The following is a 24,208-nucleotide window of genomic DNA, read 5'->3' as shown; positions in this document are numbered from 1 at the left end:
TCATCGACCGTAGGAGGCGATTCGATGACATGTCAACCAAGACGCTAGGCTGCACGGCATGGAAGCGACCCGGTGGCTGGACGAACACCAGGACCGCGCCTGGCGTGGCTACCGCCGGATGCGTCGCCTGCTCGACCTGGAACTGGCCCGGGAGCTGACCCAGGACGCCAGCCTGTCCGAGCCGGACTACGACGTGCTCTCCGACCTGTCCGAGACGCCGCAGGGCCGGCTGCGCCTCAGCGAACTGGCGGACCGGATGCTCTGGTCCCGCAGTCGGCTCTCCCACCACCTGACCCGGATGCAGCAGCGCGGCCTGGTGACCCGGGAGGAGTGCCCGGACGACGCCCGCGGCGCGATGGTCGTGCTGACCCCGGCCGGCCGGGACGCCATCGAGGCCGCCGCCCCCGGCCACGTGACCGCCGTCCGTCAGCACTTCCTCGACCTGCTCACCCCGGCCGAGGTCGAGGCGCTCGGCGCGTTCACCCACCGGGTCGTCGACCACCTCGCGCAGAACCGCGCGCCCCGCCCCCGCCGCGGCCGGGAGGGCTGACGTGGACCCACACATCCTCGACCGGTTGCGCTGCCCGGTCTGCAGCGATCCGCTGGGGCAGACCACCGAAACGAGGGCGCTTCGCTGCCCGCGCCGGCACAGCTTCGACATCGCCCGCCAGGGCTACGTCAACCTGCTCACCGGTCGGGCCCCGCACGTCGGTGACACCGCCGAGATGGTCGCGGCCCGTGCGGATTTCCAGGCCGCCGGCCACTACGACGTCATCTCGGCCGCCCTCGCCGCCGCCGCGACGGAGGCCGTCACCCGGCTCCGCCCGTCGGCCGCGACGTCCACGACACCTGCGACGTCCACGGCACCTGCCCCGTCCACCCTTTGCTCTGCTTCAACCGACGCACCGGTTTCCGGACCGAACCATCGCGTGGAGGTAAGCAGAGCAAAGGACACAACCGCAGGGGTACGGGCCGAACCGGCGGGTGCCGACGTCGGGGCGTACCCCCTCGTGGTGGATGCCGGCGCGGGCACGGGCCGCTACCTCGGCGCGGTGCTGGCGGCGCTGCCGGACGCCGTGGGTCTGGCCCTGGACGTCTCCAAGCCGGCGCTGCGCCGCGCGGCCCGGGCGCACCCCCGGGCGGCCGCGGCGCTCGCCGACACCTGGCAGCGACTCCCCCTCGCGGACGGCTCGACGGCAGTGCTGCTGAACGTGTTCGCCCCGCGCAACGGCGCGGAGTTCCACCGGGTGCTCGACCCGGCCGGCACGCTGCTCGTGGTGACGCCGGTCGAAGACCATCTCACCGAACTGGTGGACGCCCTCGACCTGCTGCGGGTGGACCCGGACAAGGCCGACCGGGTGGCCGCCAGCCTGGACGGGCGCTTCACCCCGGTCAGCTCGACCGTGCACCGCGCGGAGCTGGCCCTGACCCGGCCGGAGGTCGCCACGCTGGTCGGGATGGGCCCGAGCGCCTGGCACACCGACCCGACCGCTCTCGCCGGACGGTTGGCCGCGCTGCCCGAGCCGGTACGGGTGCGCGTGGCGGTCCGGCTGGACGCCTACCGACCCCACTGAGGCTCAGGTGGAGAGGTCGACCTCTTCCCAGCCCGGCGGCTCGTCGTGGTACGGCCCGCGCAGGATCACCGCCCACTCCAGCGCCCAGCGTCGCTGCCCGATCGCGTTGGCGTCGACCAGCCCCGGCGCCCGCAGGCCGCCGCGCTCGGTCTCCAGGTAGGCCCAGTCCAGGCAGTAGTGCAGATCGAGCAGGGCCGCCGCGTCGGCCGGGTGCTGCGGCGCGGCGAGGATCCGCGACTGCCAGCGCGAGAAGGTCTCCCCCTCGGCGATGTGCGGCAGCCGCTCGACCAGCCGCTCGTCCACCGCCAGGGTGGGATCGAGCTGCTTGCTCAGCCCCAGCACCCAGGCCAGCGCGAAGAGCGCGTCGTGGTGCAGCACGAACGACCGGTGGTCGCCCTTGCCGCCCATCACGAACTGCCACTCCGGCGGGGTGACCATCTCGACCAGGTGCGAGCCGAGCAGCCAGCTCATCGCCGCCTGCGGAGGCATCCCGAAGCAACGGGCCAGGATGAGGTGCAGCACGGCGATCCGCGCCTCGATCTCCGGCCGGGGACGCAGCTCGATCTGGTCACCCGGCTCCCACACGAGCGGGAACTGGGCCGGCGGCAGCGGCAGCCCGAGCCGGGACAGCTCGTCCAGGCTCGCCTCGCGCACCTCGCGCGGGTCGGGGGCAGGTACGGTCACGGGGCAACTTCCTGTCTGCTCGCGACGGCTCAAGGCCGGCTGTCCCCCCTTGGCCTGCGAGAATAGCGCTCCCAGGTGACGAGCACCACGCCGCCCCGGTCAACCGATCCGCTCGATGACCAGCGGCGTCGCGGCCGGCGCGGTCGGTGCAATGTGCACCGCGCGACTTGCCTCCGCCAGGGCCGCCGGAATCCGCGACGGGTCCTCGGCGCGCAGCTCGTAGAGGGCGTCCCCGGCCCGCACCGGGTCGCCCGGCCGCTTGTGCAAGACCACCCCGGCCGGCACGCTCACCGGGTCCTCCTTGCGGGCCCGGCCCGCGCCGAGCCGCCAGGCCGCAACCCCCATGGCGTACGCGTCGACGGCCGCGACGTGCCCGTCCCGCTCGGCGCGGACCACCTCGACCTCCGGCGCGGTGGGCATGGGCGCATCCGGGTCGCCGCCCTGCGCGCGGATCATCGCCCGCCAGGAGTCCATGGCCCGCCCGTCGCGCAGCGCCGCCTCGGGATCGGCGTCCGGCAGGCCGGCGGCGTCGAGCATCTCCCGGGCCAGGGCGAGCGTCAGCTCCACCACGTCGGCCGGCCCGCCCCCGGCCAGCACCTCGACCGACTCGGTCACCTCCACCGCGTTGCCGATCGCCAGGCCGAGCGGGGTGGACATGTCGGTGAGCAGGGCGACCGTCCGTACACCGTGCGCACCGCCCAACTCGACCATCGTGCGGGCCAGCTCGCGGGCCTGGTCGACCGACTTCATGAACGCGCCGGAGCCGACCTTGACGTCGAGGACCAGCGCGCCGGTGCCCTCGGCGATCTTCTTGCTCATGATCGAGCTGGCGATCAGGGGGATCGCCTCCACGGTGCCTGTCACGTCGCGCAACGCGTACAGCTTGCGGTCGGCGGGGGCGAGCCCGGCGCCGGCCGCGCAGATCACCGCGCCGACGTCACCGAGCTGGGCGATGAACTCGTCGTTGCGCAGCGCGGCCCGCCAGCCCGGAATGGACTCCAGCTTGTCCAGCGTGCCGCCCGTGTGCCCGAGGCCGCGCCCGCTGAGCTGCGGAACGGCGGCGCCACACGCGGCCACCAACGGGGTGAGCGGCAGGGTGATCTTGTCACCCACGCCGCCGGTGGAGTGCTTGTCGACGGTCGGGCGGCGTACCGCCGAGAGGTCCAGCCGCTCACCGCTGGCGATCATCGCGGCGGTCCACCGGGCGATCTCCGGCCCGGTCATGCCGTTGAGCAGGATCGCCATGGCCAGCGCCGACATCTGCTCGTCGGCGACAACCCCCCGGGTGTACGCGTCCATCACCCAGTCGATCTGCGCGTCCGACAGCACACCCCCGTCCCGCTTCACCCGAATAACGTCAACAGCAGCAAAACCACTACTCATCAGAAGATCTTCCTAGTCGATTGCAGATCCCGACCCACGGACAGCGAGCACCGCGGGATGGGGCCGACCGTGCCCGGCGGAGGGATCAAGCCTGACCGCCCGGAGCCGGGCACGGTCGGCCCCATCCCGCCAGCTCAACCCCAGCGAACAGGGATCTCCAGCGGCGGCTCACCCTCGCCGGCCCAGAAGATGGTGCCGGTCGCGTCGACCACCACCACGCGGGGTGTGCGAGCCATCCCCCAGGTGATCGCCTCGGCCGGGTCGTTCCAGCTCGGGGCCTCCTCCAGCACGCCGGTCTCGGCGCCCGCGTCGTCCCCGGCCGACCGCTCCCAGTACGCCGTCCAGACCTGCTGCCCCGCCGACATGTCCGGATGCACGAAGACGGTGCCGCGGCCGCGCCAGGCGGCCAGCCGCTCCGGGACCACCGGCAACGGCGTCTCGCCGGTCACCGCCTCCAGGTCCTCCACGCCGAACGCGTGCGGCAGCAGCTCCGCCATCGTCAGCGGGCGGGTCTTCGACTCGATGAGGCAGTCCGGGCCACCGTGCTCCCACAGCAACTGTCGGCATCGACCGCACGGCATCAGCGGCTCACCTGTGGCGTCGACGCAGGAGAGCGCGACGAGGCGACCGCCGCCGGTGGCGTGCAGCGAGGAGACCACTCCGCACTCCGCGCACAGGGTCACCCCGTAGGCGGCGTTCTCCACGTTGCAGCCGACCACCACGCGCCCGTCGTCGACAAGCGCGGCCGCGCCGACCGGGAACGTCGAGTACGGCGCGTACGCGTTCCGCATCGCCTCGGTGGCGGCGGCGCGCAGCCGCGCCCAGTCAATGTCGGTCATCCCATCATTCTGCCGAAGCAGCCCAGGTCAGAAGCGAGCAGGGCCGTCTCCCCGCCCGCGGCTGCCCACGGTCCGGAGGGTGCACGGTGATCACGTGATGAAAAGTAGGTCAGGGACAGCCCCGGGAACCTGTTCTTCATCACCTGATCAAGCTTGGACGCCTTCAGCCGTACCCCGGCGAGGGTCCTGGTCGGGCGCGGACGGCGACCGGCCGCGCCATGCCCGGCGGTGAGTCCGCCGGGCACGGCGGCGGGGTCAGCCCTTGATGTACGGCTTGCCGTCGGCGGCCGGTGCGCGGACCCGGCCGACCAGGCCGGCGACCGCGAGGATCGTCGCCAGGTAGGGCAGCATGGCCAGGAACTGGCTGGGGATCGAACTGTTGATCGCGCTCAGGTAGGTGGCGAGCTGGTCGGCGAAGCCGAAGAAGAGCGCGGCGAGCAGCGCTCCGGTGGGGTTCCACCGGCCGAAGATCAGCGCGGCAAGCGCGATGAAGCCCTTGCCGCCGATCATGTTCTTGGTGAACGAGTAGAGCGCCAGCGTGTAGGACGCGCCGCCGATGCCCGCGACCACGCCGGCCAGCAGGACGTTGCGGTAGCGCACCCGCAGCACCTTGACGCCGAGGGTGTCGGCGGCGATCGGGTGTTCGCCTACCGACCGGGTACGCAGCCCCCAGCGGGTGCGGAACAGCCCGATGTGGATCACCAGCACCAGGAGCAGGCCGACGTAGAGGAAGATGTTGCCGCGGAACAGCGCCGGCCCGAGCACCGGGATGTCCTTGAGCAGCGGGATCTCCCAGTTGCTGAAGCGCGGCGCACTGTTGTACTTCTCCGCGTCGGTCTGCATCAGCCGCTCGTAGAGGAAGCCGGTGACGCCTACCGCGAGCAGGTTCAGCACGATGCCCATGACGACCTGGTCGACCAGGTAGCGGATGGCGAAGACGGCCAGCAGCAGCGAGATGAACGCGCCACCGATGGCGGCGGCCACCAGACCCACCCAGACGTTGCCGGAGATGCTGCCGAACAGGGCGCCGCTGAACGCGCCCATCAGCAACTGCCCCTCGATGGCCACGTTGACCACGCCGGACCGCTCGCAGAGCACCCCGGCGAGCGCGCCGAAGATCAGCGGCAGGGCCAGGATGAACGTGCCCCGGATGATGTTGACCAGCGGCATGAAGTTCTGCCCGGTCGGCGCGGCGGAGACCTGCCAGCAGAGGAAGGAGAGCACGAAGCCGACCAGCCCGACGCCGAGCACGGGAAGGAACCAGCGCTTCGGCACCCCGGCGAGCAGCGCCGCGCCCGCGGCGATCGCGATGATCCCGAACAGGATCGCGCCGATCGTGCCGTTGATCTCCAGCGCCGCGCCGGCCGCGTCGTCGCTGAGCGTGAAACGGGCCTGCTGGTCGGTGGCGAGGGCGCCGAAGAGCACCGCCGAGAGCAGGCCGAGGGCCAGCAGCGTGAGACCGACCTTGCGGGTTCGGGTCCAGAAGCCGGCGTCGACCTGGGCGACGGCGACGTCGGGGACAGCCATGGTGGACATGCGTTACCAGCCCTTCGCCAGGCTCGTCTGCAACCGGGCGGCCCGTGCGGCCCGGAGCTGGAAGATCGCCTTCACCAGGGCGGGTGCGGCGATGAAGATGACGATCAGCGCCTGGAGCACTGTCACCAGCTCCAGCGAGATGCCGGAGTACGACTGCATCCGGTTGCCTCCGGCCTGCAGCGCACCGAACAGCAGCGCGGCCAGCAGCACCCCCCACGGCTTCACCCGGCCGAGCAGCGCCACCAGGATGCCGTCGAAGCCGATCTGCGCGACCACCAGCGGGGTCAACGCGCTGGCGGTCGAGCCGAGCACCATGTTCGAGCCGCCCAGACCGGCCAGGATCCCGGAGAAGACCATGATCAGGATGTACGTCCTGGTGACGCTGATGCCCGCGGTCCGCGCGGCGTCCGGGTTGGCGCCGACCGCCCGCAGCTCGAAGCCGAGCGTGGACCGGTTGAGCAGCCAGGCGACCGCCCAGGTGGCCAGCACGGCGAGCAGGATGCCGGCGTGCACCCGCAGGTTGTCGCCGAGCAGGCGGGGCAACTGCGCGGAGGTGTCCACCGCCTTGCTGATCGCGTCGGTCCGCTTCGGGTCCTGCACGCCGTTCTGCACGATGAGCCAGGTGAGGAAGTACGTGGCTACGTAGTTGAGCATGATCGTGTTGATCACCTCGTGCGCGCCGGCGCGGGCCTTGAGGATGCCCGGGATGAAGCCCCAGAGCGCCCCGCCCAGCGCGCCGGCAAGCACCGCGACCAGCAGGTGCAGGCCGGGCGGCAGCGGCAGCAGGAAGCCGGCCAGCGCGGCCAGGATCACGCCGATGGTGGCCTGACCCTGCGCGCCGATGTTGAACAGGCCGCCGCGGAAGGCCAGCGCCACCGCCAGGCCGGTGAAGACCAGCGGCGCGGCGTACGTCAGCGTCTCGGAGATCGGCGCGAGCACCGCCTGCCAGCCGTTGCTGCCGTTCACCCAGCCGGAGAACGCCTCGGGGTCGAAGATCGAGCCCTTGAACAGGTTGGCGTACGCCTCGCTCACAAGGGTCCAGCTCGCGCTGAACGCGTCCGACGGACGGGCGGTGATGTAGGAGTAGGTGTGCAGCACGTCCGGATCAGAAATGATCATCAGCACCGCGCCGACGACGACCGCAAGCACCAGTGACAGCAGGGTCACCGTGAAGGTGTTGGCCGCCCAGAGGTTGTCCAGGAAGAGCCGGCCCAGGGACGGCTTCGGCTGCGGCTCGGGGGCCTTCGGCACGGTGGTGGTGCCGGCCCGCTCGGTGTTGCCGAGCGCGTTCTGCGCCGCCTGCGCCTCGCTCGCCGGCTCCTTGTCCGGGGAACCCGACTGCGGATTGCTGTCGCTCATGCCTCGTCCTCGCTCGCGGAGCCTGCGTCGCTCGCCCGGCTCCCGTCGTCCACGCCTGGCGCACCGGCAGCGGGGGTCGCCCCGGCTCCGGCCTCCACGCCGGGCGCACCGGCCGCGGCCTCCGTGCCGGGTTCATCGGCGGCGGGGGTCGCGCCGGCCGCGGCGGCCGCGTCCGGGTGGATGCCGGCCATCAGCAGGCCGATCTCCTCACGCGGGGTGTCCGGGCCGACGATGCCGATGATCCGTCCGCGGTACATCACCGCGATCCGGTCGGCCAGCCCGACCACCTCGTCGAGTTCGCTGGAGACCACCATGACGGCAGTGCCGATGTCCCGCTCGTGAATGATCTGGCTGTGGATGAACTCGATCGACCCGACGTCCACGCCGCGGGTCGGTTGGGCGGCGATGAAGAGCTTCAGCGGCCGGGACAGCTCCCGGGCCACGATCACCTTCTGCTGGTTGCCGCCGGAGAGCGTGCCCACCGCCGCGTCCGCCGATGAGGTGCGGACGTCGAACTGCTCGATCCGCTCCTTCGCCGAAGAGGCGATCGCGTCCGGCTTGAGGGCGAGCCCGGCGCCGAACGGCGGCCGGTCGTAGATGTCCAGCACGAGGTTCTCGGCGACGCTGAACTCCTTGACCAGGCCGTCCACGCTGCGGTCCTCGGGGACGTACCCGACGCCGGCGCGGAGCACCTTCTTGGTCGTCCAGCCGTCGATCCGGTCGCCGCCCAGGCTGACCGTGCCGGCGAGCACCGGGCGCAGGCCCATGATCGCCTCGATCAGCTCCGTCTGGCCGTTGCCCTGCACACCGGCCACACCGAGCACCTCGCCCGCGCGCACCGTGAGGTCCACGCCGTCGACCGCCCGGATCTGCCTGTCGTCGTCGACGACCAGCCCGGCCACCTCCAGCACCGGCTCACCCGGCGTGGCCTGCTCCTTGTCGACGGTGAGCCGCACGCTGCGGCCGACCATCAGCGCGGCCAGCTCGTCCCGGCTGGTGTCCGGCGAGGCCGTGCCGACGGTCCTGCCGCGCCTGATCACCGTGATCCGGTCGGCGATCGCCTTGACCTCGCCAAGCTTGTGGGTGATGAAGACGATCGACTTGCCGGCCGCCTTCAGCGACCGCATGACCGTCAACAGCTCCTCGGTCTCCTGCGGGGTGAGCACCGCGGTCGGCTCGTCCAGGATGAGCAGGTCGACGTCGCGGGTGAGCGCCTTGACGATCTCGACGCGCTGCTGGATGCCGACCGGCAGGTCCTCGATCACCGCGTCCGGGTCGACCCGCAGGTTGTAGCGCTCGGACACCTCGGTGACCTCGCGCCGGGCGCGCCGCCGGTCCAGGAAACCGGCGATGCCGCCCCGGACCTGCTCGGCGCCGAGCATGATGTTCTCGGCCACGGTGAAGACCGGCACCAGCATGAAGTGCTGGTGCACCATGCCGATCCCGGCCCCGATGGCATCGGACGGGCCCTTCAGCTTCAGCGGCGCGCCGTCGACCAGGATCTCGCCCTCGTCGGGCTGGTAGAGCCCGTAGAGCACGTTCATCAGGGTCGACTTGCCCGCGCCGTTCTCGCCGAGCAGGGCGTGAATCTCTCCAGGCTCCACCGTCAGATCGATGTGGTCGTTGGCGACCAGATCACCGAACCGCTTGGTGATGCCGCGCAGTTCGAGTCTCAGCGCAACCTCCTGGAGTGCGAGCGATGGTGCAGCGTAGCTGCCGGTCGACCGGGCCGGACCAGGCCGGTCACCGTGGCGCGCGATCGGCCGCTCCGGCCCCACGGGTGGTCACCCGTGGCACCGGAGCGGCCGGATCGGTCGTACCTGTCCCCCGCCGCCCCTGCGATGATCTCACCGGAGGAGCCGGCCGGGTGTCACTTGGTCGGCTGGGCCTTCGAGGTGACGGTGATGGTGCCGGCGGCGATGTCCGCCTTGATCTTGTCGACCTCGGTCTTCAGCTCGGCCGGAACCTTGCTCTCGAAGTCGTGGAACGGGGCGATCGAGACACCGGTGTTGGCAAGGGTGCCGACGAAGCCCGGCTTGGCCTGCAGCTTCTCGCCACCGGCGGCCTTGAGCACGGCCTCCTTGACGGCCTCCGGGATGTTCTTGACCACGGTGGTGATGATCGCGGCGCAGTCCGGGGTGCTCTCGCAGCCGTCGACGTCCACCCAGATGGTGTTGTACTTGCCACCCGACGCCTTGGCCGCGGAGGTGGTGCCGAGGCCGGAGCCGCCGGCGACCGGCATGATGATGTCCGCGCCCTGGGCGACCAGCGCGTCGGAGACCTTCTTGCCCTCGTCCTGCTTGGCGAAGTCGTTGGTGAAGGAGCCCTTCTGGGTCTCCTTGTTCCAGCCGAGCGCCTGGACGTTCTTCTTCTTGGTGGTGTTGTAGTACGCCACGCCGTCGACGAAGCCGTCCATGAAGATCGTCACCGGCGGGATCGGCAGACCACCGTAGGTGCCCACCTTGCCGCTCTTGCTCATCCCGGCGGCCAGGTAGCCGGCCTGGAACGCGGCCTGGGCGGTGTCGAACTGCATCGGGTAGACGTTGGCGTCACCCGGGTTGGCGTCGACGATGCCGAACTGCTGGTTCGGGTTCGCCTTGGCGATCTTCGAGGTCGCGTTCGCCATCAGGCCGCCGACGGCCAGGATGAAGTCGCACTTCTGGTTGACGAACTGCGTCAGGTTCGGCTCGTAGTCGGCCTCGGCCTTCGACGCGACGAACTTGATGTCGATGTTGTCGTTGGCGGCCTTGGCCTCCTGCAGGCCCTTCCAGGCGGAGGTGTTGAACGACTTGTCGTCGATGCCGCCAACGTCGGTCACCATGCAGGCGCTGTACTTCTTGGCACCGCTGCCGGCGTTCTTGTCATCATCGGGGGCCTCGCCACAAGCGGAGGCGGCGCTCAGCACGAGCCCACCCACCGCGAAGATCGAGGCGATCCGCATCCCACGCACCGAGCGCAAGACGTCTCCTTCCCATTGCACACCGCGCCTAGTGCGGTGGCAGCCCATCAGCCGACCTGCGGGTGTGCCGCCGGCTGTCCCACGTTACGGACGGGAGCGTACGCCCGCGCCCACCCACCGGCCGACAATCGTGCACGACTGTTGAGCGCCTGTTACCCGGGTGTAACCCTTGCGTGGGGCACATCACTCTTTGTGCTGCTAACCGAGCGCCCAGGCGTCGCTAACGTCCGGTTTCCGGGGGTCGACCCCCTCCTCGGACGCTACCGCCAAAAGACCGCCACCGCCGCGTTGACCAGGGTCAGGCCGACGATTGCGAGGAAGTGGCCGCGGTTGACCACGTCCCGCTTCCGGGAGAAGAAGACCATGACGAAGATCAGCAGCGCGATCACCAACTTCGTCACAAGTTTGGCGGGCGCCGGCTCGTCGTCACCACCGCCGCGCAGCGGGGCGGAGAGACCGAGCCCGGTGAGCAGCTGGATCACGGCGCCCCAGAGCATGGCGGCGTTGATCCGCAGTTTGCCGCTCGCGTACTGGGCGATCGAGCCGCCGAGCAGCAGGGCGAAGCCGATCAGATGGACATAGAGGAGGATGAGTCGCAGTGCTTCCACGCCGCCCATCCTCCCCCATCAACGACAGTTCGTAGTAGGGGGTCGACCGGTCGGCGCGTCGAAGGCTCAGCCCTTGACGGCGCCGCTGGTGAGGCCGGAGACGATGAAGCGTTGGAGGAACTGGAACACCAGCACGGTGGGGATCGCGGTGAGCAGGGTGCCGGCGGCGAAGATCCCGAAGTTGGTGTTCCGCTCGCCGCCCTGCAACATGCCTCGCATGCCGACCGCGAGGGTCTTGGCGTCCGTGTCGGTGAGGAAGACGCTCGCCATCAGGAACTCGTTGATGGTGTTGATGAAGGCGAGCAGCCCGGTCACCGCGAGGATCGGCGCCACCAACGGCAGCAGGATCCGGAAGAAGACCTGCGCGTGCGACGCGCCGTCCACGGTGGCCGACTCGTCCAACTCCCGGGGCAGCGTGTCGAAGAAGCCCTTCATCAGCCAGGTGTTCACGCCCAGCGCGCCACCCATGTAGAGCAGCAGCAGGCCCCACGGGGTGTTGAAGCCGATCGCCGGCCACAGGTCCGTGATCGTGCCGAAGATCAGGAAGATCGCCACGATCGCCAGGAACTGCGGAAACATCTGGATCAACAGCAACGACAGCAACCCCACCCGTCGTCCCTGGAAACGCATCCGGGAGAAGGCGTACGCCGCGAGCGCGGAGAGAAAGACTGAGGCGAACGAGGCACCACCGGCGATGAGCAGCGAGTTCAGGAACCAGTTGGCGAACTCGGTGCGCGCGAACAGATCCCCGAAGTTCTCCAACGACACCCCGCCGGTCGGCACCAACTCGGTGGAGGACAGGGTGCCGAGCGGATTGAGCGCCGCCGACACGACGAACACCAGCGGAAAGAGACTGAACAGCACGCCGAGCACGCCGACCAGATGCCGCCAGCCGACCTGGGCGAACCAGCGGTTCCTCCGCCTCCCCGCGTTGTGGCCGACCGCCGCCGGGCCGTTCGCGCCACCCGTGACGGTGGCGCCGGTGAGCGTGGTCATGCGTACACCTCCTCCTGTTGGCGGGTCCGCCGGAAGCTGATCGCCGACACCACCGCGACGATGGCGAAGATGAACAGCGAGATCGCCGCGGCGAAGCCGAACTGTGCGGCCTGTCCACCGAACGCCAGCCGGTACGTGTAGGTGATCAGCAGGTCGGTGGCTCCGTTGCTGGAGTTGTCCGCCGGGAACGGCGCGCCCTCGGTGGTCAGGTAGATCGCGTTGAAGTTGTTGAAGTTGAACGCGAACGACGAGATCAACAGCGGCGAGAGCGCGACCAGGAGCAGTGGCAGGGTGACCGCCTTGAACGACTGCCAGGGGGACGCCCCGTCGACCGAGCTGGCCTCGGTCAACTCCCGCGGGATGGCCTGCAGCGCGCCGGTGGCCACCAGGAACATGTACGGGTAGCCGAGCCAGAGCTGCACCAGGATCACCGCGGCGCGGGCCGACCAGTCCTGCCCGAACCAGTCGACGCTGAGCCCGAACAGGTTGTTGATCAGCCCGAAGTCGGTGTTGAACATGTCTCGCCAGACCAGCAGCATCGCGAAGGACGGCATGGCGTACGGCAGGATCAGCAACATCCGGTAGAGGTTGGTGCCCCGCATCCGGGGCGAGTGCAGCGCGAGCGCGATCAGCATGCCGAGGATGAACGTGCCGCCGGTGGAGCCGATCGCAAAGGCGAAGTTCCAGATCAGCGTGCCGAGGAACGGCCCGGAGATCCGCTCGTCGGTGAGCACCCGGGTGAAGTTGGACAGCCCGACGTTCACCTTCCAACCCTGGGCCAACCGCTCCCCGTCGGCGGAGACGAACGCGCCGAGCGCACTGTCCGCCGTCCAGGTCTTGCCACTGTCGCTGTCCTTGACGCAGTCGCAGCCCCGGTCGTACGCCCGGACGGCCTTGCCCTCGTACGCCCGGGACAGGCCGGACGAGCGCAGCGCGCCGCCAGCGGTCGGCACCACCAGGTCGGTGATGTCCTTGCTGCGAGCGCTGGCCTGACCGAAGTTCAGCACGGTGTAGCCGTCAGCCGCGGTGACCTTCCCACCGGGGGCGATGGTGGCCGCGCCGGGGTCGAGCGGGCGCAGTCCCTCGCTGTCGCCGACCGAGACCGCGCCGGTCTCCGGGTCGGTGATCAGGAAGACCAGGGCGCCGGTGGCCGGGTCGCCCTTGGTGGCGACCGACAACGGGTACTGGGCGGAGCCCGGGACCTGTTTGACCGAGGAACTCTGGATCGCGACGATCGCGTCGTCCTTGCTGCCGCGGTGGCCGTCGCCGAAGTTGGTGAAGGCCGTGCTCGCGGTGTAGAGCACGGGCACGATCTGGAAGGCGATCAGGAAGAGCGTGCCCGGGACGAGGTACTTCGCCGGCACGTGCCGGCGGCCCAGGTACAGATAGAACAGTGCGGCGGTGGTCAGTGCCAGCACCACCAGCCCGACCCATTTCTCGGCCTCCACGAGCGGGAACGCCGCCCAGATCGCGATCCCGGCAACCAGGCCGAGCAGGATCACCTTCGCGGCGAGGCCGGCCGCGGTGATCGGCGCGTGGTTCCGCGCGGTACGGGACGTGCGTGGGGACCCGGTGCGGACGGGCCCCCGGCCCGGGACCTGCTGGGCAGGCCCCGGGCCGGACAGCGGTGCGCTCATTACTTGATCGAACCGGCGATCGTCTTGCCGGCCGCGGTGACCGTGCTGGTCGGGTCGGCGCCGCCGATGACGGCTGCCTCTGCCTTGCCGAACGGGTCCCAGATCGCGGCCATGGCCGGGATTGCCGGGAGCACCTGACCGTTCTTGCCGGCCTCGACGAACTTGGCCAGGTCCGGGTCGCTGCCCTTGACCTGGTCCAGCGCCGCGGTCAGCGCCGGCGGGCGCGGGTCGGCCTGGTAGAGCGCCACGGCCAGCTCCGGCCTGGTGACGTAGTTGGCGACGAACTCCTGAGCGAGAGCCTTGTTCTTGCCCTTGGCGGCCACGTAGAAGGACTGGACGCCCACGAACGGCGCAGCGGCCTTGCCGCCGGCGAAGCCGGGAACGGCGGAGACGTCGTACGTGATGCCGGCCTTCTTCACGTCGGCGATGGCCCACGGCCCGGAGACCAGGAAGGCGCACTTCTTGCCGGTGAAGGTTGCGGTCGAGTTGGTGTCGGCGATCGAGCGCTTCAGCACGCCCTCGCCCTTCTCGCCGAGCGCGGCGATCTTCTTGAACGCGGCGATCGACTCCGGCTTGCCCACGCCCAGGTCCTTCGGATCGTAGTCGCCGTTCGCGGTGGTTCCGAAGAGATAACCGCCGGCCGAGGCGTACAGCGGGTAAATATGGTACGCGTCGCCCTTCTGGCCGACCTGCAGGCAGAGCGTCTCGGTGACCTTCTTCTGCGCCTTGAGCTGCTTGCCGGTGGCGACCAGGTCCTCGATCGTCTTCGGCGCCTCGGGGGCCAGGTCGGTGTTGCGAATCAGCGCCAGGTTCTCCTGGGCGTAGGGAACGCCGTAGAGCTGGCCGTTGAACGTGACGGCCTTGACAGCGGTCTCGTTGAACGCGGCCTTCTGCTCGTCGGGCAGCTGCACCGGGTCGATGGCGCCGTTCTGGACCAGGTTGCCAATCCAGTCGTGGGCCCCGATCACCGCATCCGGGCCGCCGCCCTGGCTCGACACGGTCACGAAGTTGTTCTGGAGGTCCTCGTTCGGGACGGCCTGGACCTCGACGGTGACGCCGTTCTCCTGGCCGAACTTCTCGGCGAACGGCTTGAGGGCTGCCGTGCGCTTGTCGTCCGCCCAGATCACCAGCTTGCCGCCGGCGGCCTTGGGGGATTCCTTCGCGGCCGGCTCGTCGCTGTCGCCACCACAGCCGGAGGCGGCGAGCGCCAGGGCGAAGAGGGCGACCACACCCGCGGTACGGATGCGCATCGGTACTCCTGTCGTCATGGCGGATCCGCCGGGGGAAGGACGGTCCGCCAGTGGGAAAGCTGAAAGTTTTTGCCAATCGGCGCAGCGATACTGCGCCGCTGCTCGCCTATGTTGCGGGGACGTTAGCAAGACGTTGCAGATAATGGAAGGGCTTGCAGAGCACCCCGCAAGAACTTGCCGGTGGGCTAAAGTGCCGCCATGCGCGCTCGACTGTCCGACATCGCCCAGCAGGCCGAAGTCAGCGAGGCCACGGTGTCGCGGGTGCTCAACGACCGCCCCGGCGTGGCCCCGGAGACCCGACAGGCCGTCCTCACCGCCCTCGACGTCCTCGGCTACGAGCGACCGGCCCGGCTGCGCAAGCGCAGCGCCGGCCTGGTCGGCCTGGTGGTGCCCGAGCTGGACAACCCGATCTTCCCCGCGTTCGCGCAGGTCATCGAGTCGACGCTGGCGCAGAGCGGGTTCACTCCGGTGCTCTGCACCCAGACCGCCGGCGGCGTGACCGAGGACGAATACGTGGAGATGCTGCTGGACCGGCAGGTCTCCGGGATCGTCTTCGTCTCCGGCCTGCACGCCGACACCGCCGCCAACCACGACCGCTACCGGGCGCTCATCGCCCGGCCGCTGCCGGTCGTAATGATCAACGGGTACGTCCCCGGCATCGGCGCCCCCTTCGTCTCCTGCGACGACCGGGAGGCCGCCGACCTGGCAGTGGCCCACCTCGTGGCGCTCGGGCACCGCCGGATCGGCCTGATCACCGGCCCGGACCGGTTCGTGCCGGTGCAGCGCAGGGTGGCCGGCTGGCGGGCGGCGATGACCCGGCTGGCCGGCGTCGCCGAGGCCGACCTCGGCCCGCTGGCCGAGTTGACGCTGTTCGGTGTGGAGGGTGGCGAGGCGGCGGCCGGCCGACTGCTCGACCGGGGCGTCACCGGCCTGGTCTGCGGCTCCGACCTGATGGCGCTCGGCGCGGTGCGGGCCGCCCGGCACCGCGGTCTGAGCGTTCCGGGCGACCTGTCCGTGGTCGGCTACGACGACTCACCGTTGATGGCCTTCACCGACCCGCCGCTGACCACCGTGCGACAGCCGGTCACCGCCATGGCGGTGGCGGCGGTCCGCGCCCTGGTGGACGAGATCAACGGGCACGGCGCCCCGCACTCGGAGTACCTGTTCCGCCCCGAACTGGTCGCGCGGGGCTCGACCGCTGTCGCACCGGCCGCCGTGCGGTTTCCTTACGCAAGATCTGCTTGACTCTTGCAGAGGCGGGCGGCATATTGCTCAGGCAGCCGCGCCCGAGCCCGAGACAGACGGGGAAACATCACCAATGACCGTCAGCGCCACCACCCCGCCCCGCACCGACGACGACTGGTGGCGCTCCGCGGTCGTCTACCAGGTCTACGTGCGCAGCTTCGCCGACAGCGACGGTGACGGCGTCGGCGACCTCGCGGGCATCCGGGAGCGGCTGCCGTACCTGCGGGACCTCGGCGTGGACGCGCTCTGGCTGACTCCCTTCTACACCTCCCCGATGGTCGACGGCGGGTACGACGTCGCCGACTACCGCGACGTCGACCCCCTCTTCGGCACCCTCACCGACTTCGACACGATGATCAGCGACGCGCACGCCCTCGGCCTGCGGATCATCGTCGACCTGGTGCCCAACCACACCTCGAGCGCGCACCGCTGGTTCACCGACGCCCTCGCCGCCGGTCCCGGCTCGCCCGAACGCTCCCGCTACCTCTTCGCCGAGGGCCGGGGCGCGCACGGCGAGCTGCCCCCCAACGACTGGGAGAGCATCTTCGGCGGCCCGGCCTGGACCCGGATCGACGACGGTCAGTGGTACCTGCACCTGTTCGACCCCGCCCAGCCGGATCTGAACTGGCGGCACCCGCAGGTCCGCGCCGAGTTCGAGGACGTCCTGCGGTTCTGGCTGGACCGGGGCGTGGACGGCTTCCGCGTCGACGTGGCCCACGGCATGATCAAGGCCGAGGGGCTGCCGGACGTCGGCTTCAGCACGATGACGACCGGGCAGCGCCAGGTCGACCTGCTCGGCAAGGCCCGCCTGCCCTACTTCGACCAGGACGAGGTGCACGAGATCTACCGCGCGTGGCGGCCCATCCTGGACAGCTACCCCGGTGCTCGGATGGCGGTCGCCGAGGCGTGGGCCGAGACCCCGCAGCGGCTGGCCCGCTACATCGGCCCGGACGAGCTGCACCAGGCGTTCAGCTTCGACTTCCTCGACGCCACCTGGTCGGCCGACTCGTTCCGCAAGGTGATCGACACCGCGCTGTCCGAGGCGACAGTTGTCGGCGCGCCCACCACCTGGGTGCTGTCCAACCACGACAAGCAGCGGCACGTCACCCGGTACGGCGACGGCGTCGAAGGGCTGCGCCGCGCCCGGGCCGCCAGCCTGCTGATGCTCGCCCTCCCCGGCTGCGCCTACCTCTACCAGGGCGAGGAGTTGGGGCTGCCCGAGGTTCTCGACCTCCCCGACGAGCTGCGCCAGGACCCGGCGTTCCTGCGGACCGGCGAGAGCCGCGACGGCTGCCGGGTGCCCATTCCGTGGGGCGGCGAGCTGGCGCCGTACGGCTTCGGGCCGGCCGGCAGCGAGCTGAGCTGGCTGCCCGCCCCGGCGACCTGGCGTGCCCTGTCGGTCGCCGCGCAGGCAGGTCAGCCCGGTTCGACGCTGGAGCTGTACCGGGCCGCCCTGCGCATCCGACACGACCACCCGGCGCTGGCCCTCGGCGCCGGCCCGGTCACCTGGCTGGAGAGTGGACCGGGCGTGCTGGCCTTCTCCCGCACCGCCGGCGACAACGTGCTGACCTGCGTGGTCAACCTCAGCGGAGCGCCGGTGCTGATCGACGGGTACGGCGAGCCGATCGTCGCCAGCGCGCCGCTCACCGGACAGGGCGCCGGTCATCTGCTGCCCGTCGACGCGGCCGCCTGGTTGGAACGGCGCTGAGCGGGTAAGCCGTTCTCGACCTGGTCGTCCGCCGTGCCACGCGCCAGCGGGCGACTGGGCTACCGGCCCCTTGTGGTGGGGGGTGAGGTGCACCGGCGTCACGCGGAGTCCGCTCCGCGCGGCGCCGGTGTCCGTGTGCGACAGGTGGTGTGCCTCGTCGCCCCCGTGGGTACCGCCAGGGACACCGTCGCGACGGAGGTGACCCCCATGGTGGTACGGATGGCGCAGTACACGATCGATGTCGAGGATCTGGACGTGATGGTCGCGTTCTGGTCGGCGGCACTCGGCTACGAGGTGCGGCAGGGCGACGACGGCAGCGCCAAGCTCCTGCCCCCGGGGCAGCCGTCCGCCGCCGCTCCCACCGTCTGGTTGCAGGGCTCCGGCACCGCCAAGCTGGGCAAGAACCGCGTCCACCTCGACCTGGTCGCGGACACCGACCCGCAGGCCGAGGTACGTCGGCTGGTGGGCCTCGGCGCGCGACACGTCGACGTCGGCCAGACCGGGAACGAGGGGTTCACGGTGCTCGCCGATCCCGAGGGCAACGAGTTCTGCGTGCTGGACCGCGCGCCGACGCGCTGACCCGCCGCGTCACCTCGCCGCGCTGACCCGCCGCGTCACCTCGCCGCGCTGATCCACCGCGTCACTTCGCGGTCAGCAGCGCCGCGATCCGGGTGAAGCCGGCGCGGACCTCGGCCTCGTTCGGCGGCTCGACGGGTTCGCCGTGGCCCGCCTCGTCCGCCGCGGCGTCCAACTCCTCGTCGATCACGTCCTCGAAGTCGCCGTACAGGTCGGCGCCCTCGACCTGACGGGCCTCGTCCTCGGCGGCCACCTGGGCGGCGGCGATCTCGCTGCGGATCTCGTCCGCCGACAGCGCCGGCAGCAGCGGCTCGACCACTGCCATCAACTGCTCCTCAGCCACCACCGCCTCGGCCAACGCCAACGCGTGCGGTCGCTCGTACGGCCCGCAGACCACCGGCTCCCACTCGTCGAGGTCGCCGAGCGGCCCGAAGGTGATGATCCACGGCAGGCCGAGCATCGGCGAGTCGGCCGGCAGGTCCAGTGTCATGAGTGCGCCCACGCGCTCATCATGGTCCGCGAACGCGAGCATCGGTGCCGTTCTGTTCAGTTACCGCCCGTCCGGCGGTCGATCAGGGACCGGTCAGCCGGGCCGTACGGCGTCCAGCGCGGCCCGGACCAGGGCGAGCGCGGTGGCGGGCGGCACGCCGAGCCGAGCCGCCTCGGCCGCGTAGCCCGCCGCCGCCCGTTGCAGCCGGTCGACGGCGTCGTCGCGGCCGGGCGCGACGAAGGTGCCGTTGCGCCCCCGGGTCTCCAGCAGCCCCGCCACCTCCAGTTCCCGGTACGCCCGCGCCACAGTGTTCGCGGCCAGCCGCAGGTCGGCGGCGAGCTGCCGCACGGTGGGCAGGCGGCTGCCCACCGGCAGCCGGCCGTCGCCGATCAGCTCGGCGAGCTGCACCCGCACCTGCTCGTACGGGGGCACCGACGAGCCCGGATCGACCGTGATCAGCATGTCCGGCACCTCCGCCATCAGCCCGCACCGCCCGGTGCGCCGGGATCGGTGTCCTCGTCGATATCCACCTGGGGGGCGCCCTCCGCCAGATCCACCACCCGCCCGCTCGTACTTGTCGCGAGCAGCGCCGCCCCGAACAGCACCAGTTGGTTGAGCAGGTAGAGGTAGAGCAGCAGACCTACCGCGCCGGCCACCACCGTGTACGCCGGATTGCGCTCGGTACGCACCACGTAGTACCGCCCGACGGTGTTGAGCAGCGTGATGCCGACCGCCACCAGCAGCACCACCGGGCGCAGCCGGGACCGGCTCATCCGCAGCCGGGGCACCGCGAGCAGCAGCGCGGTGGCGAGCACCGCGTTGACCAGGACGCTGAGCACCGCGCTGACAGTGGTCAGCCCGACCGACCCGGTGCTGCGCAGCAGGAAGCGCAGCAGCGACTCCAACGCGTCCACCGCCGCCACCGACAGGCCGAGCAGCACGAAGACGCCGATCATCACACCCAGGTCGACCAGCCGCCGGACGACGAGGTTGCCGGGCTGCTGGTTGAGCGCGTACATGAGGCGCTGGGAGGAGCGGATCGCCTCCACCCAGCCGATCCCGGTGAAGACCAGGATGACCAGGCCGACCACGCCGACGGTGCCGCTTGAGTTGGCGATCTGCTGCGCGTCCAGGAACGGCAGGTTCTCCTTCAGAAACCCGGCCGCCGCCGCGGAGACCTCGTCGTTGTCTTCCAGGATCGCGCCGAAGATGGAGTACGCGACAAGAGCCAGCGCGAAGACGGCGAAGAAGCCGTAGTAGGCGATCGCCGCGGCGAGCCGACCGGCCAACACCTCGGCGTAGAGCGCCCCGGCACGCCACACGTGGTCGAACAGGTGCGACCGGCCGCGCGCGGCACCCACCCAGCGGTCGATGCCCGCCTCGATACGGCCGATCACGTTCACGCGATCATCCTCGCCGATCTCCCACCGCCGCCGTGGCAACCGGCGCAAGAGTGCTCGCCGCCCGGCGGGTCGCCGACCGTCAGTCGCCGAGGCGGAAGTCCCGGCGGGGCTGCCACCGGGCCTGCCCGCTGTGCGAGAAGAGGGTGAACCCGTCGACCTCGAACATCGCGGAGAAGTCGGCCAGATCCTCGTACACCCTGTCCAACGCCTCCGGAGCGACGTCCTGGGCCACGGTGACGTGCGGATGGTACGGGAAGCGGGCCTGGCGGTGCAGGCCCGGCGCGGCCGCGATGGCGGCGGCCAGCAGTTCACATTCGCTGATCCCGGCGGCCACCGCGACGAACACCACCTGCGTCACCGGCCGGAACGTGCCGGTGCCCCGCAGGTGCAGCGTGAACGGCAAATGCGCGGCGGCCACGGCGGCGAGGTGCCGCTCGACGCCCGGCAGGACGGCGGTCGGGATCTCGGTCGGACCGAGCAGCGTCACGTGCGCCGGCACCGCGAGCGGATCGCCCGCCTCGACCCGTCGCCGGGTGAGCTGGGCCCCCCACGGCTCCGGGATGTCCACCGCTATGCCGATCTGGACGGTGTCGCCGGACGGCGGCACCCCGCCACTGCGATCCACGCTGCGCGCCGCCACGTCGGCCACCGACCCGCCCACCTGTCCCGCAGCGCTATTCGCCGCGCACCGGCGGGAAGAAGCCGACCCGCTCGTACGCGGACCGCAGGGTCGCGCCGGCCACCGACCGGGCCTTCTCCGCGCCGGCGGCGAGCAGCTTGTCCAGCTGGGCCGGGTCGTCGAGGTAGGTGCGCGTGCGCTCCTGGATGGGGCGGACGAACTCCGTCACCACCTCGGCCAGCTCCTTCTTGAGGTCGCCGTACCCGCGGCCGGCGAACGCTGCCACCAGGTCGTCGATGCCCCGCCCGCTGAGCGCCGAGTAGATGGTCAGCAGGTTTGACACACCCGGCTTGGTCTCGGCGTCGAAGACGATCTCCCGACCGGTGTCGGTCACCGCGGAGCGGATCTTCTTCGCCGAGCGGGCCGGGTCGTCAAGCAGGTCGATGATGCCGGCCGGCGAGGACGACGACTTGGACATCTTCGCCGTCGGATCCTGCAGGTCGGTGATCTTCGCGGTGTCCTTGACGATGTGCGGCGCGGGCACGGTGAACGTCGCGCCGAACAGCGAGTTGAACCGCTGGGCCAGGTCGCGGGAGAGCTCCAGGTGCTGACGCTGGTCCTCGCCGACCGGCACCGCGTTGGCCTGGTAGAGCAGGATGTCGGCGGCCTGCAGGACCGGGTAGGTGAACAGCCCGACGCTGGCCCGCTCGTTGCCCTGCTTCTGCGACTTGTCCTTGAACTGGGTCATCCGGCTGGCCTCGCCGAAGCCGGTGATGCAGCCGAGGACCCAGGCCAGCTGCGGGTGCTCGGGCACCTGCGACTGCACGAACAGGGTGCTGCGCTCCGGATCGAGACCGACCGCGAAGAGCTGGGCGGCCGCCACCCTGGTCCGCTGGCGCAGCAACGCCGGATCGTGACCTGCGGTGATGGCGTGCAGGTCCACCACGCAGTAGAACGCGTCGTGGGTGTCCTGCAGGGCCACCCAGTGCCGCACGGCTCCCAGGTAGTTGCCGAGGTGGAACGAGTCGGCCGTCGGCTGGATGCCGGAGAAGACGCGGGGTCGCTCGGAAACGTCGGGCATGGCGATAATTCTGTCAGCAAGCGGGCGGGGCCGTCATGACGGGCCGGCGCGTCGGCCACGGCCGGCCGGTGTCGGGGCGTTGACCTCGCGTGGCACGCCCGCGCGTCGCTGCTCCGGCACGCGGAGCGCCGACACCGCGAGCCGGGCGACCCGACGTCCGTCCAGGGCCAGCACGCGCAGCAGCCAACCGTCCGTCGCGTCCGCCGGATCGGGGCCGCCGTCGTCGGGCGGTTCGGCGGGTACCGGCACCTCGTCCCCGGGCAGTGGCAGCCGGCCCAGCACCGCCATCACGTACCCGCCGACCGTCTCGTACGGCCCGGCGGGCAGCGCCACGCCGGTCCGCTCGGCGAAGTCGGCGAGGTTGAGTCGACCGTCGACCACCGCCGGCAGGCCGGCGTGCGCCGGGTCGGGGGTCGCGTCGTACTCGTCGTGGATCTCTCCGACGAGTTCCTCGATCAGATCCTCCAGCGTGACGATCCCGGCGGTCCCGCCGTACTCGTCGATCACCACCGCCAGGTGGTGGCCCTCGCGGCGCATCTCGGTTAGCGCGGCCAGGACCGGCTTGCTGCCGGGCACCTGCTTGACCTCGCGGGTCAGCTCACCGACGGTGACGCACGGGTCGGCGTCCGGGCGCAGCAGCACGTCCCGCAGGTGCACGAATCCGATCACGTCGTCCTGGGTGCCGTCGGTCACCGGGTAGCGGCTGTGCGTCTCGGCCCGCACCAGCCGGGCGGCCTCGGCGATGGTCAGCCGGGCCGGCAGGAACACCACCTCGGTGCGGGGCATCATCACCTCCCGGACGAGACTCGCGCCGGCCACCAGCACCTCGTCGATGATCCGCCGCTCGTCCGGGTCGAGCACCGTGTTCACCGCGAGCAGGTCCCGCAGCTCGGCCTCGGAGATGCGTTCCCGGCCGGCCGCCGGGCCGGCCCCGAGCAGCTCGGTGACGAGGCGGGTGGCGCCGTCGGCGGTGCGGACCAGGACCCGGGCGACGGCTCGGGCGAGCGGGCCGGGGTCGCGGCGGGGCTTCCCCCGCACGCGTCGCCGAAGCCCGGTTCGGGCCGCTTCCCGCATGACAGAGATGGTAGACACCGGGTGCCCGCCGCACGGGCGATCGCGTCGAGTCGCCGGGATGTGCGGCTCTGTTTAAACGTGAGAGATTATGATGGAATGGGTTGGCGGCGTGGTCGGCTCCGGTCCCGTCCGCCGCCGTAGGGTGATCACCAAGGGCCACGCCCCGGCGGGCCAGGCAGGAGGCAACGACGTGAAACTGCTCGTCACCGGCGGCGCCGGGTTCATCGGCAGCGTGGTGACCCGGATGCTGCTCGACGCGGGCCACGAGGTCGTCGTCCTGGACGACCTGCGCACCGGGCACCGCGAGGCGCTCGCTCCGGACGCGACCCACGTCGAGGCGTCCATTCACGACGCCGCGCGGATCCTCACCCCCGACGCAGGCTTCGACGGGGTGCTGCACTTCGCCGCCCTCATCGCCGCCGGTGAGTCGATGGTGAAGCCCGAGGTGTACTGGCAGAACAACACCGTCGGCTCGCTCGCCCTGATCAACGCCGTACGCGCCGCCGGGGTGCCCCGGATGGTCTTCTCGTCCACCGCCGCCGTCTACGGCAACCCCACCGAGCTGCCGATCACGGAGACCGCGGTCAAGGCGCCCACCAACACGTACGGCGCCACCAAGCTCGCCGTCGACATGGCGCTCACCTCCGAGGCAGTCGCGCACGGGCTGGCCGCCGTCTCGCTGCGCTACTTCAACGTCGCCGGCGCGCACCTCGCCGGCGACGTCGCGCTCGGCGAGCGGCACGACCCGGAGACGCACCTCATCCCGATCGCCCTGGAGGTCGCGGCCGGCCGGCGGGAGAAGCTCCAGCTCTTCGGCGACGACTACCCCACCGTGGACGGCACCTGCGTCCGCGACTACATCCACGTCGCCGACCTGGCCCGCGCCCACCTGCTGGCGCTGGACGCCGCCACCGGGGGCCAGCACCGCATCTACAACCTCGGCAACGGCAACGGCTTCACCAACCGGCAGGTGGTCGACGTGGTCCGCGAGGTCACCGGGCACCAACTGCCGGTCGAGGTGGCGCCGCGCCGCGAGGGCGACCCCGCAGAGCTGGTCGCCTCCTCCGCGCTTGCCCGCGACGAGCTGGGCTGGGTGCCGCGGAAGCCGACCCTGCACGACATGGTCGGCGACGCCTGGGCCTTCTACCGCACGCACGTCCTGGAGCAGTCGTGAGCGCCAGGAGTGA

At 71.0% G+C, this 24,208-nt stretch carries 23 protein-coding genes; 6 read left to right on the top strand and 17 right to left on the bottom strand.

The features are described from left to right. The first annotated feature begins 58 nt into the window (after nt 1–58). Nucleotides 59–550: a MarR family winged helix-turn-helix transcriptional regulator gene (locus MILUP08_RS05325; RefSeq protein WP_007455448.1), complete on the top strand. Its 492-nt coding sequence runs from the start codon at nt 59–61 to the stop codon at nt 548–550. Nucleotide 551: 1 nt separating this feature from the next. Further along, the gene (locus MILUP08_RS05320) at nt 552–1,574 is read left to right on the top strand and encodes a putative RNA methyltransferase (RefSeq protein ID WP_007455443.1); all 1,023 of its coding nucleotides are present in this window, start codon (nt 552–554) and stop codon (nt 1,572–1,574) included. A 3-nt stretch (nt 1,575–1,577) separates the two neighbouring features. On the opposite strand, the gene MILUP08_RS05315 is transcribed toward MILUP08_RS05320, so the two are convergent. The 11 genes from MILUP08_RS05315 to MILUP08_RS05265 all read right to left on the bottom strand — a co-directional run bounded on the left by MILUP08_RS05315 (nt 1,578) and on the right by MILUP08_RS05265 (nt 14,825). Continuing rightward, nucleotides 1,578–2,258, bottom strand: coding sequence for a DUF4272 domain-containing protein (locus MILUP08_RS05315; RefSeq protein WP_007455441.1), 681 nt, complete (start codon nt 2,256–2,258; stop codon nt 1,578–1,580). 99 nt (nt 2,259–2,357) lie between these two features. Then, the gene (locus MILUP08_RS05310; protein ID WP_007455438.1) at nt 2,358–3,641 is read right to left on the bottom strand and encodes a thymidine phosphorylase; all 1,284 of its coding nucleotides are present in this window, start codon (nt 3,639–3,641) and stop codon (nt 2,358–2,360) included. A 134-nt stretch (nt 3,642–3,775) separates the two neighbouring features. Beyond that, nucleotides 3,776–4,480: a cytidine deaminase gene (locus MILUP08_RS05305; RefSeq protein WP_007455435.1), complete on the bottom strand. Its 705-nt coding sequence runs from the start codon at nt 4,478–4,480 to the stop codon at nt 3,776–3,778. Nucleotides 4,481–4,735: 255 nt separating this feature from the next. After that, a complete protein-coding gene (locus tag MILUP08_RS05300; protein WP_007455431.1) occupies nt 4,736–6,016 on the bottom strand; it encodes an ABC transporter permease in 1,281 nt (426 codons plus the stop codon). 3 nt (nt 6,017–6,019) lie between these two features. After that, entirely contained in the window at nt 6,020–7,375 is a 1,356-nt protein-coding gene (locus tag MILUP08_RS05295; protein ID WP_007455429.1) for an ABC transporter permease, read from the bottom strand. Then, nucleotides 7,372–8,991 (bottom strand): ABC transporter ATP-binding protein, encoded by a 1,620-nt coding sequence (locus MILUP08_RS05290; RefSeq protein ID WP_337588139.1) that lies wholly within the window; start codon nt 8,989–8,991, stop codon nt 7,372–7,374. The genes MILUP08_RS05295 and MILUP08_RS05290 overlap by 4 nt, the downstream gene beginning before the upstream one ends. Nucleotides 8,992–9,245: 254 nt before the next feature. Next, the gene (locus MILUP08_RS05285; RefSeq protein WP_039905413.1) at nt 9,246–10,316 is read right to left on the bottom strand and encodes a BMP family lipoprotein; all 1,071 of its coding nucleotides are present in this window, start codon (nt 10,314–10,316) and stop codon (nt 9,246–9,248) included. Between the two features lie 278 nt (nt 10,317–10,594). After that, on the bottom strand, nt 10,595–10,942 hold the full coding sequence (locus MILUP08_RS05280) for a hypothetical protein (RefSeq protein ID WP_007455425.1): 348 nt from the start codon (nt 10,940–10,942) through the stop codon (nt 10,595–10,597). Nucleotides 10,943–11,008: 66 nt separating this feature from the next. After that, nucleotides 11,009–11,938, bottom strand: a complete 930-nt coding sequence (locus tag MILUP08_RS05275) for a sugar ABC transporter permease (RefSeq protein ID WP_007455424.1) — start codon at nt 11,936–11,938, stop codon at nt 11,009–11,011. Then, nucleotides 11,935–13,575 (bottom strand): ABC transporter permease subunit, encoded by a 1,641-nt coding sequence (locus MILUP08_RS05270; RefSeq protein WP_007455423.1) that lies wholly within the window; start codon nt 13,573–13,575, stop codon nt 11,935–11,937. Before MILUP08_RS05270 ends, MILUP08_RS05275 begins: the two co-directional genes overlap by 4 nt. Continuing rightward, nucleotides 13,575–14,825, bottom strand: a complete 1,251-nt coding sequence (locus tag MILUP08_RS05265; protein ID WP_007455422.1) for a sugar ABC transporter substrate-binding protein — start codon at nt 14,823–14,825, stop codon at nt 13,575–13,577. Before MILUP08_RS05265 ends, MILUP08_RS05270 begins: the two co-directional genes overlap by 1 nt. 198 nt (nt 14,826–15,023) lie before the next feature. On the opposite strand from MILUP08_RS05265, the gene MILUP08_RS05260 reads away from it, so the two are divergent. The 3 genes from MILUP08_RS05260 to MILUP08_RS05250 all read left to right on the top strand — a co-directional run bounded on the left by MILUP08_RS05260 (nt 15,024) and on the right by MILUP08_RS05250 (nt 18,357). Beyond that, nucleotides 15,024–16,070, top strand: coding sequence for a LacI family DNA-binding transcriptional regulator (locus MILUP08_RS05260; protein WP_007455421.1), 1,047 nt, complete (start codon nt 15,024–15,026; stop codon nt 16,068–16,070). Nucleotides 16,071–16,143: 73 nt separating this feature from the next. Then, a complete protein-coding gene (locus MILUP08_RS05255; RefSeq protein ID WP_007455420.1) occupies nt 16,144–17,778 on the top strand; it encodes a glycoside hydrolase family 13 protein in 1,635 nt (544 codons plus the stop codon). A gap of 207 nt (nt 17,779–17,985) precedes the next feature. After that, a complete protein-coding gene (locus MILUP08_RS05250; RefSeq protein WP_007455419.1) occupies nt 17,986–18,357 on the top strand; it encodes a VOC family protein in 372 nt (123 codons plus the stop codon). Between the two features lie 61 nt (nt 18,358–18,418). Here MILUP08_RS05250 and MILUP08_RS05245 read toward each other — a convergent pair whose 3' ends face one another. The 6 genes from MILUP08_RS05245 to MILUP08_RS05220 form a co-directional block, all read right to left on the bottom strand. Next, nucleotides 18,419–18,856: a hypothetical protein gene (locus MILUP08_RS05245; RefSeq protein ID WP_039907332.1), complete on the bottom strand. Its 438-nt coding sequence runs from the start codon at nt 18,854–18,856 to the stop codon at nt 18,419–18,421. 81 nt (nt 18,857–18,937) lie between these two features. Continuing rightward, entirely contained in the window at nt 18,938–19,306 is a 369-nt protein-coding gene (locus MILUP08_RS05240; protein ID WP_039907330.1) for a GntR family transcriptional regulator, read from the bottom strand. Nucleotides 19,307–19,323: 17 nt separating this feature from the next. Then, entirely contained in the window at nt 19,324–20,247 is a 924-nt protein-coding gene (locus MILUP08_RS05235; RefSeq protein ID WP_007455413.1) for a YhjD/YihY/BrkB family envelope integrity protein, read from the bottom strand. A 79-nt stretch (nt 20,248–20,326) separates the two neighbouring features. After that, entirely contained in the window at nt 20,327–20,896 is a 570-nt protein-coding gene (locus tag MILUP08_RS05230) for a 2'-5' RNA ligase family protein (protein ID WP_007455411.1), read from the bottom strand. Between the two features lie 25 nt (nt 20,897–20,921). Then, entirely contained in the window at nt 20,922–21,947 is a 1,026-nt protein-coding gene (gene trpS / locus MILUP08_RS05225; RefSeq protein WP_007455409.1) for a tryptophan--tRNA ligase, read from the bottom strand. Between the two features lie 33 nt (nt 21,948–21,980). Then, the gene (locus MILUP08_RS05220) at nt 21,981–23,021 is read right to left on the bottom strand and encodes a hemolysin family protein (protein WP_007455408.1); all 1,041 of its coding nucleotides are present in this window, start codon (nt 23,019–23,021) and stop codon (nt 21,981–21,983) included. A 244-nt stretch (nt 23,022–23,265) separates the two neighbouring features. Between MILUP08_RS05220 and galE the strand changes: the two genes are divergently transcribed. Beyond that, nucleotides 23,266–24,195, top strand: a complete 930-nt coding sequence (gene galE / locus MILUP08_RS05215) for a UDP-glucose 4-epimerase GalE (RefSeq protein WP_237747233.1) — start codon at nt 23,266–23,268, stop codon at nt 24,193–24,195. Nucleotides 24,196–24,208 lie beyond the last annotated feature (13 nt).

Source organism: Micromonospora lupini str. Lupac 08 (genome assembly GCF_000297395.2).
In the GTDB taxonomy this organism is placed as follows: Bacteria; Actinomycetota; Actinomycetes; order Mycobacteriales; family Micromonosporaceae; genus Micromonospora; species Micromonospora lupini.
The sequence above is the reverse complement of the archived record's forward strand: the minus strand, read 5'-3'. Positions and strand labels throughout refer to the sequence as shown.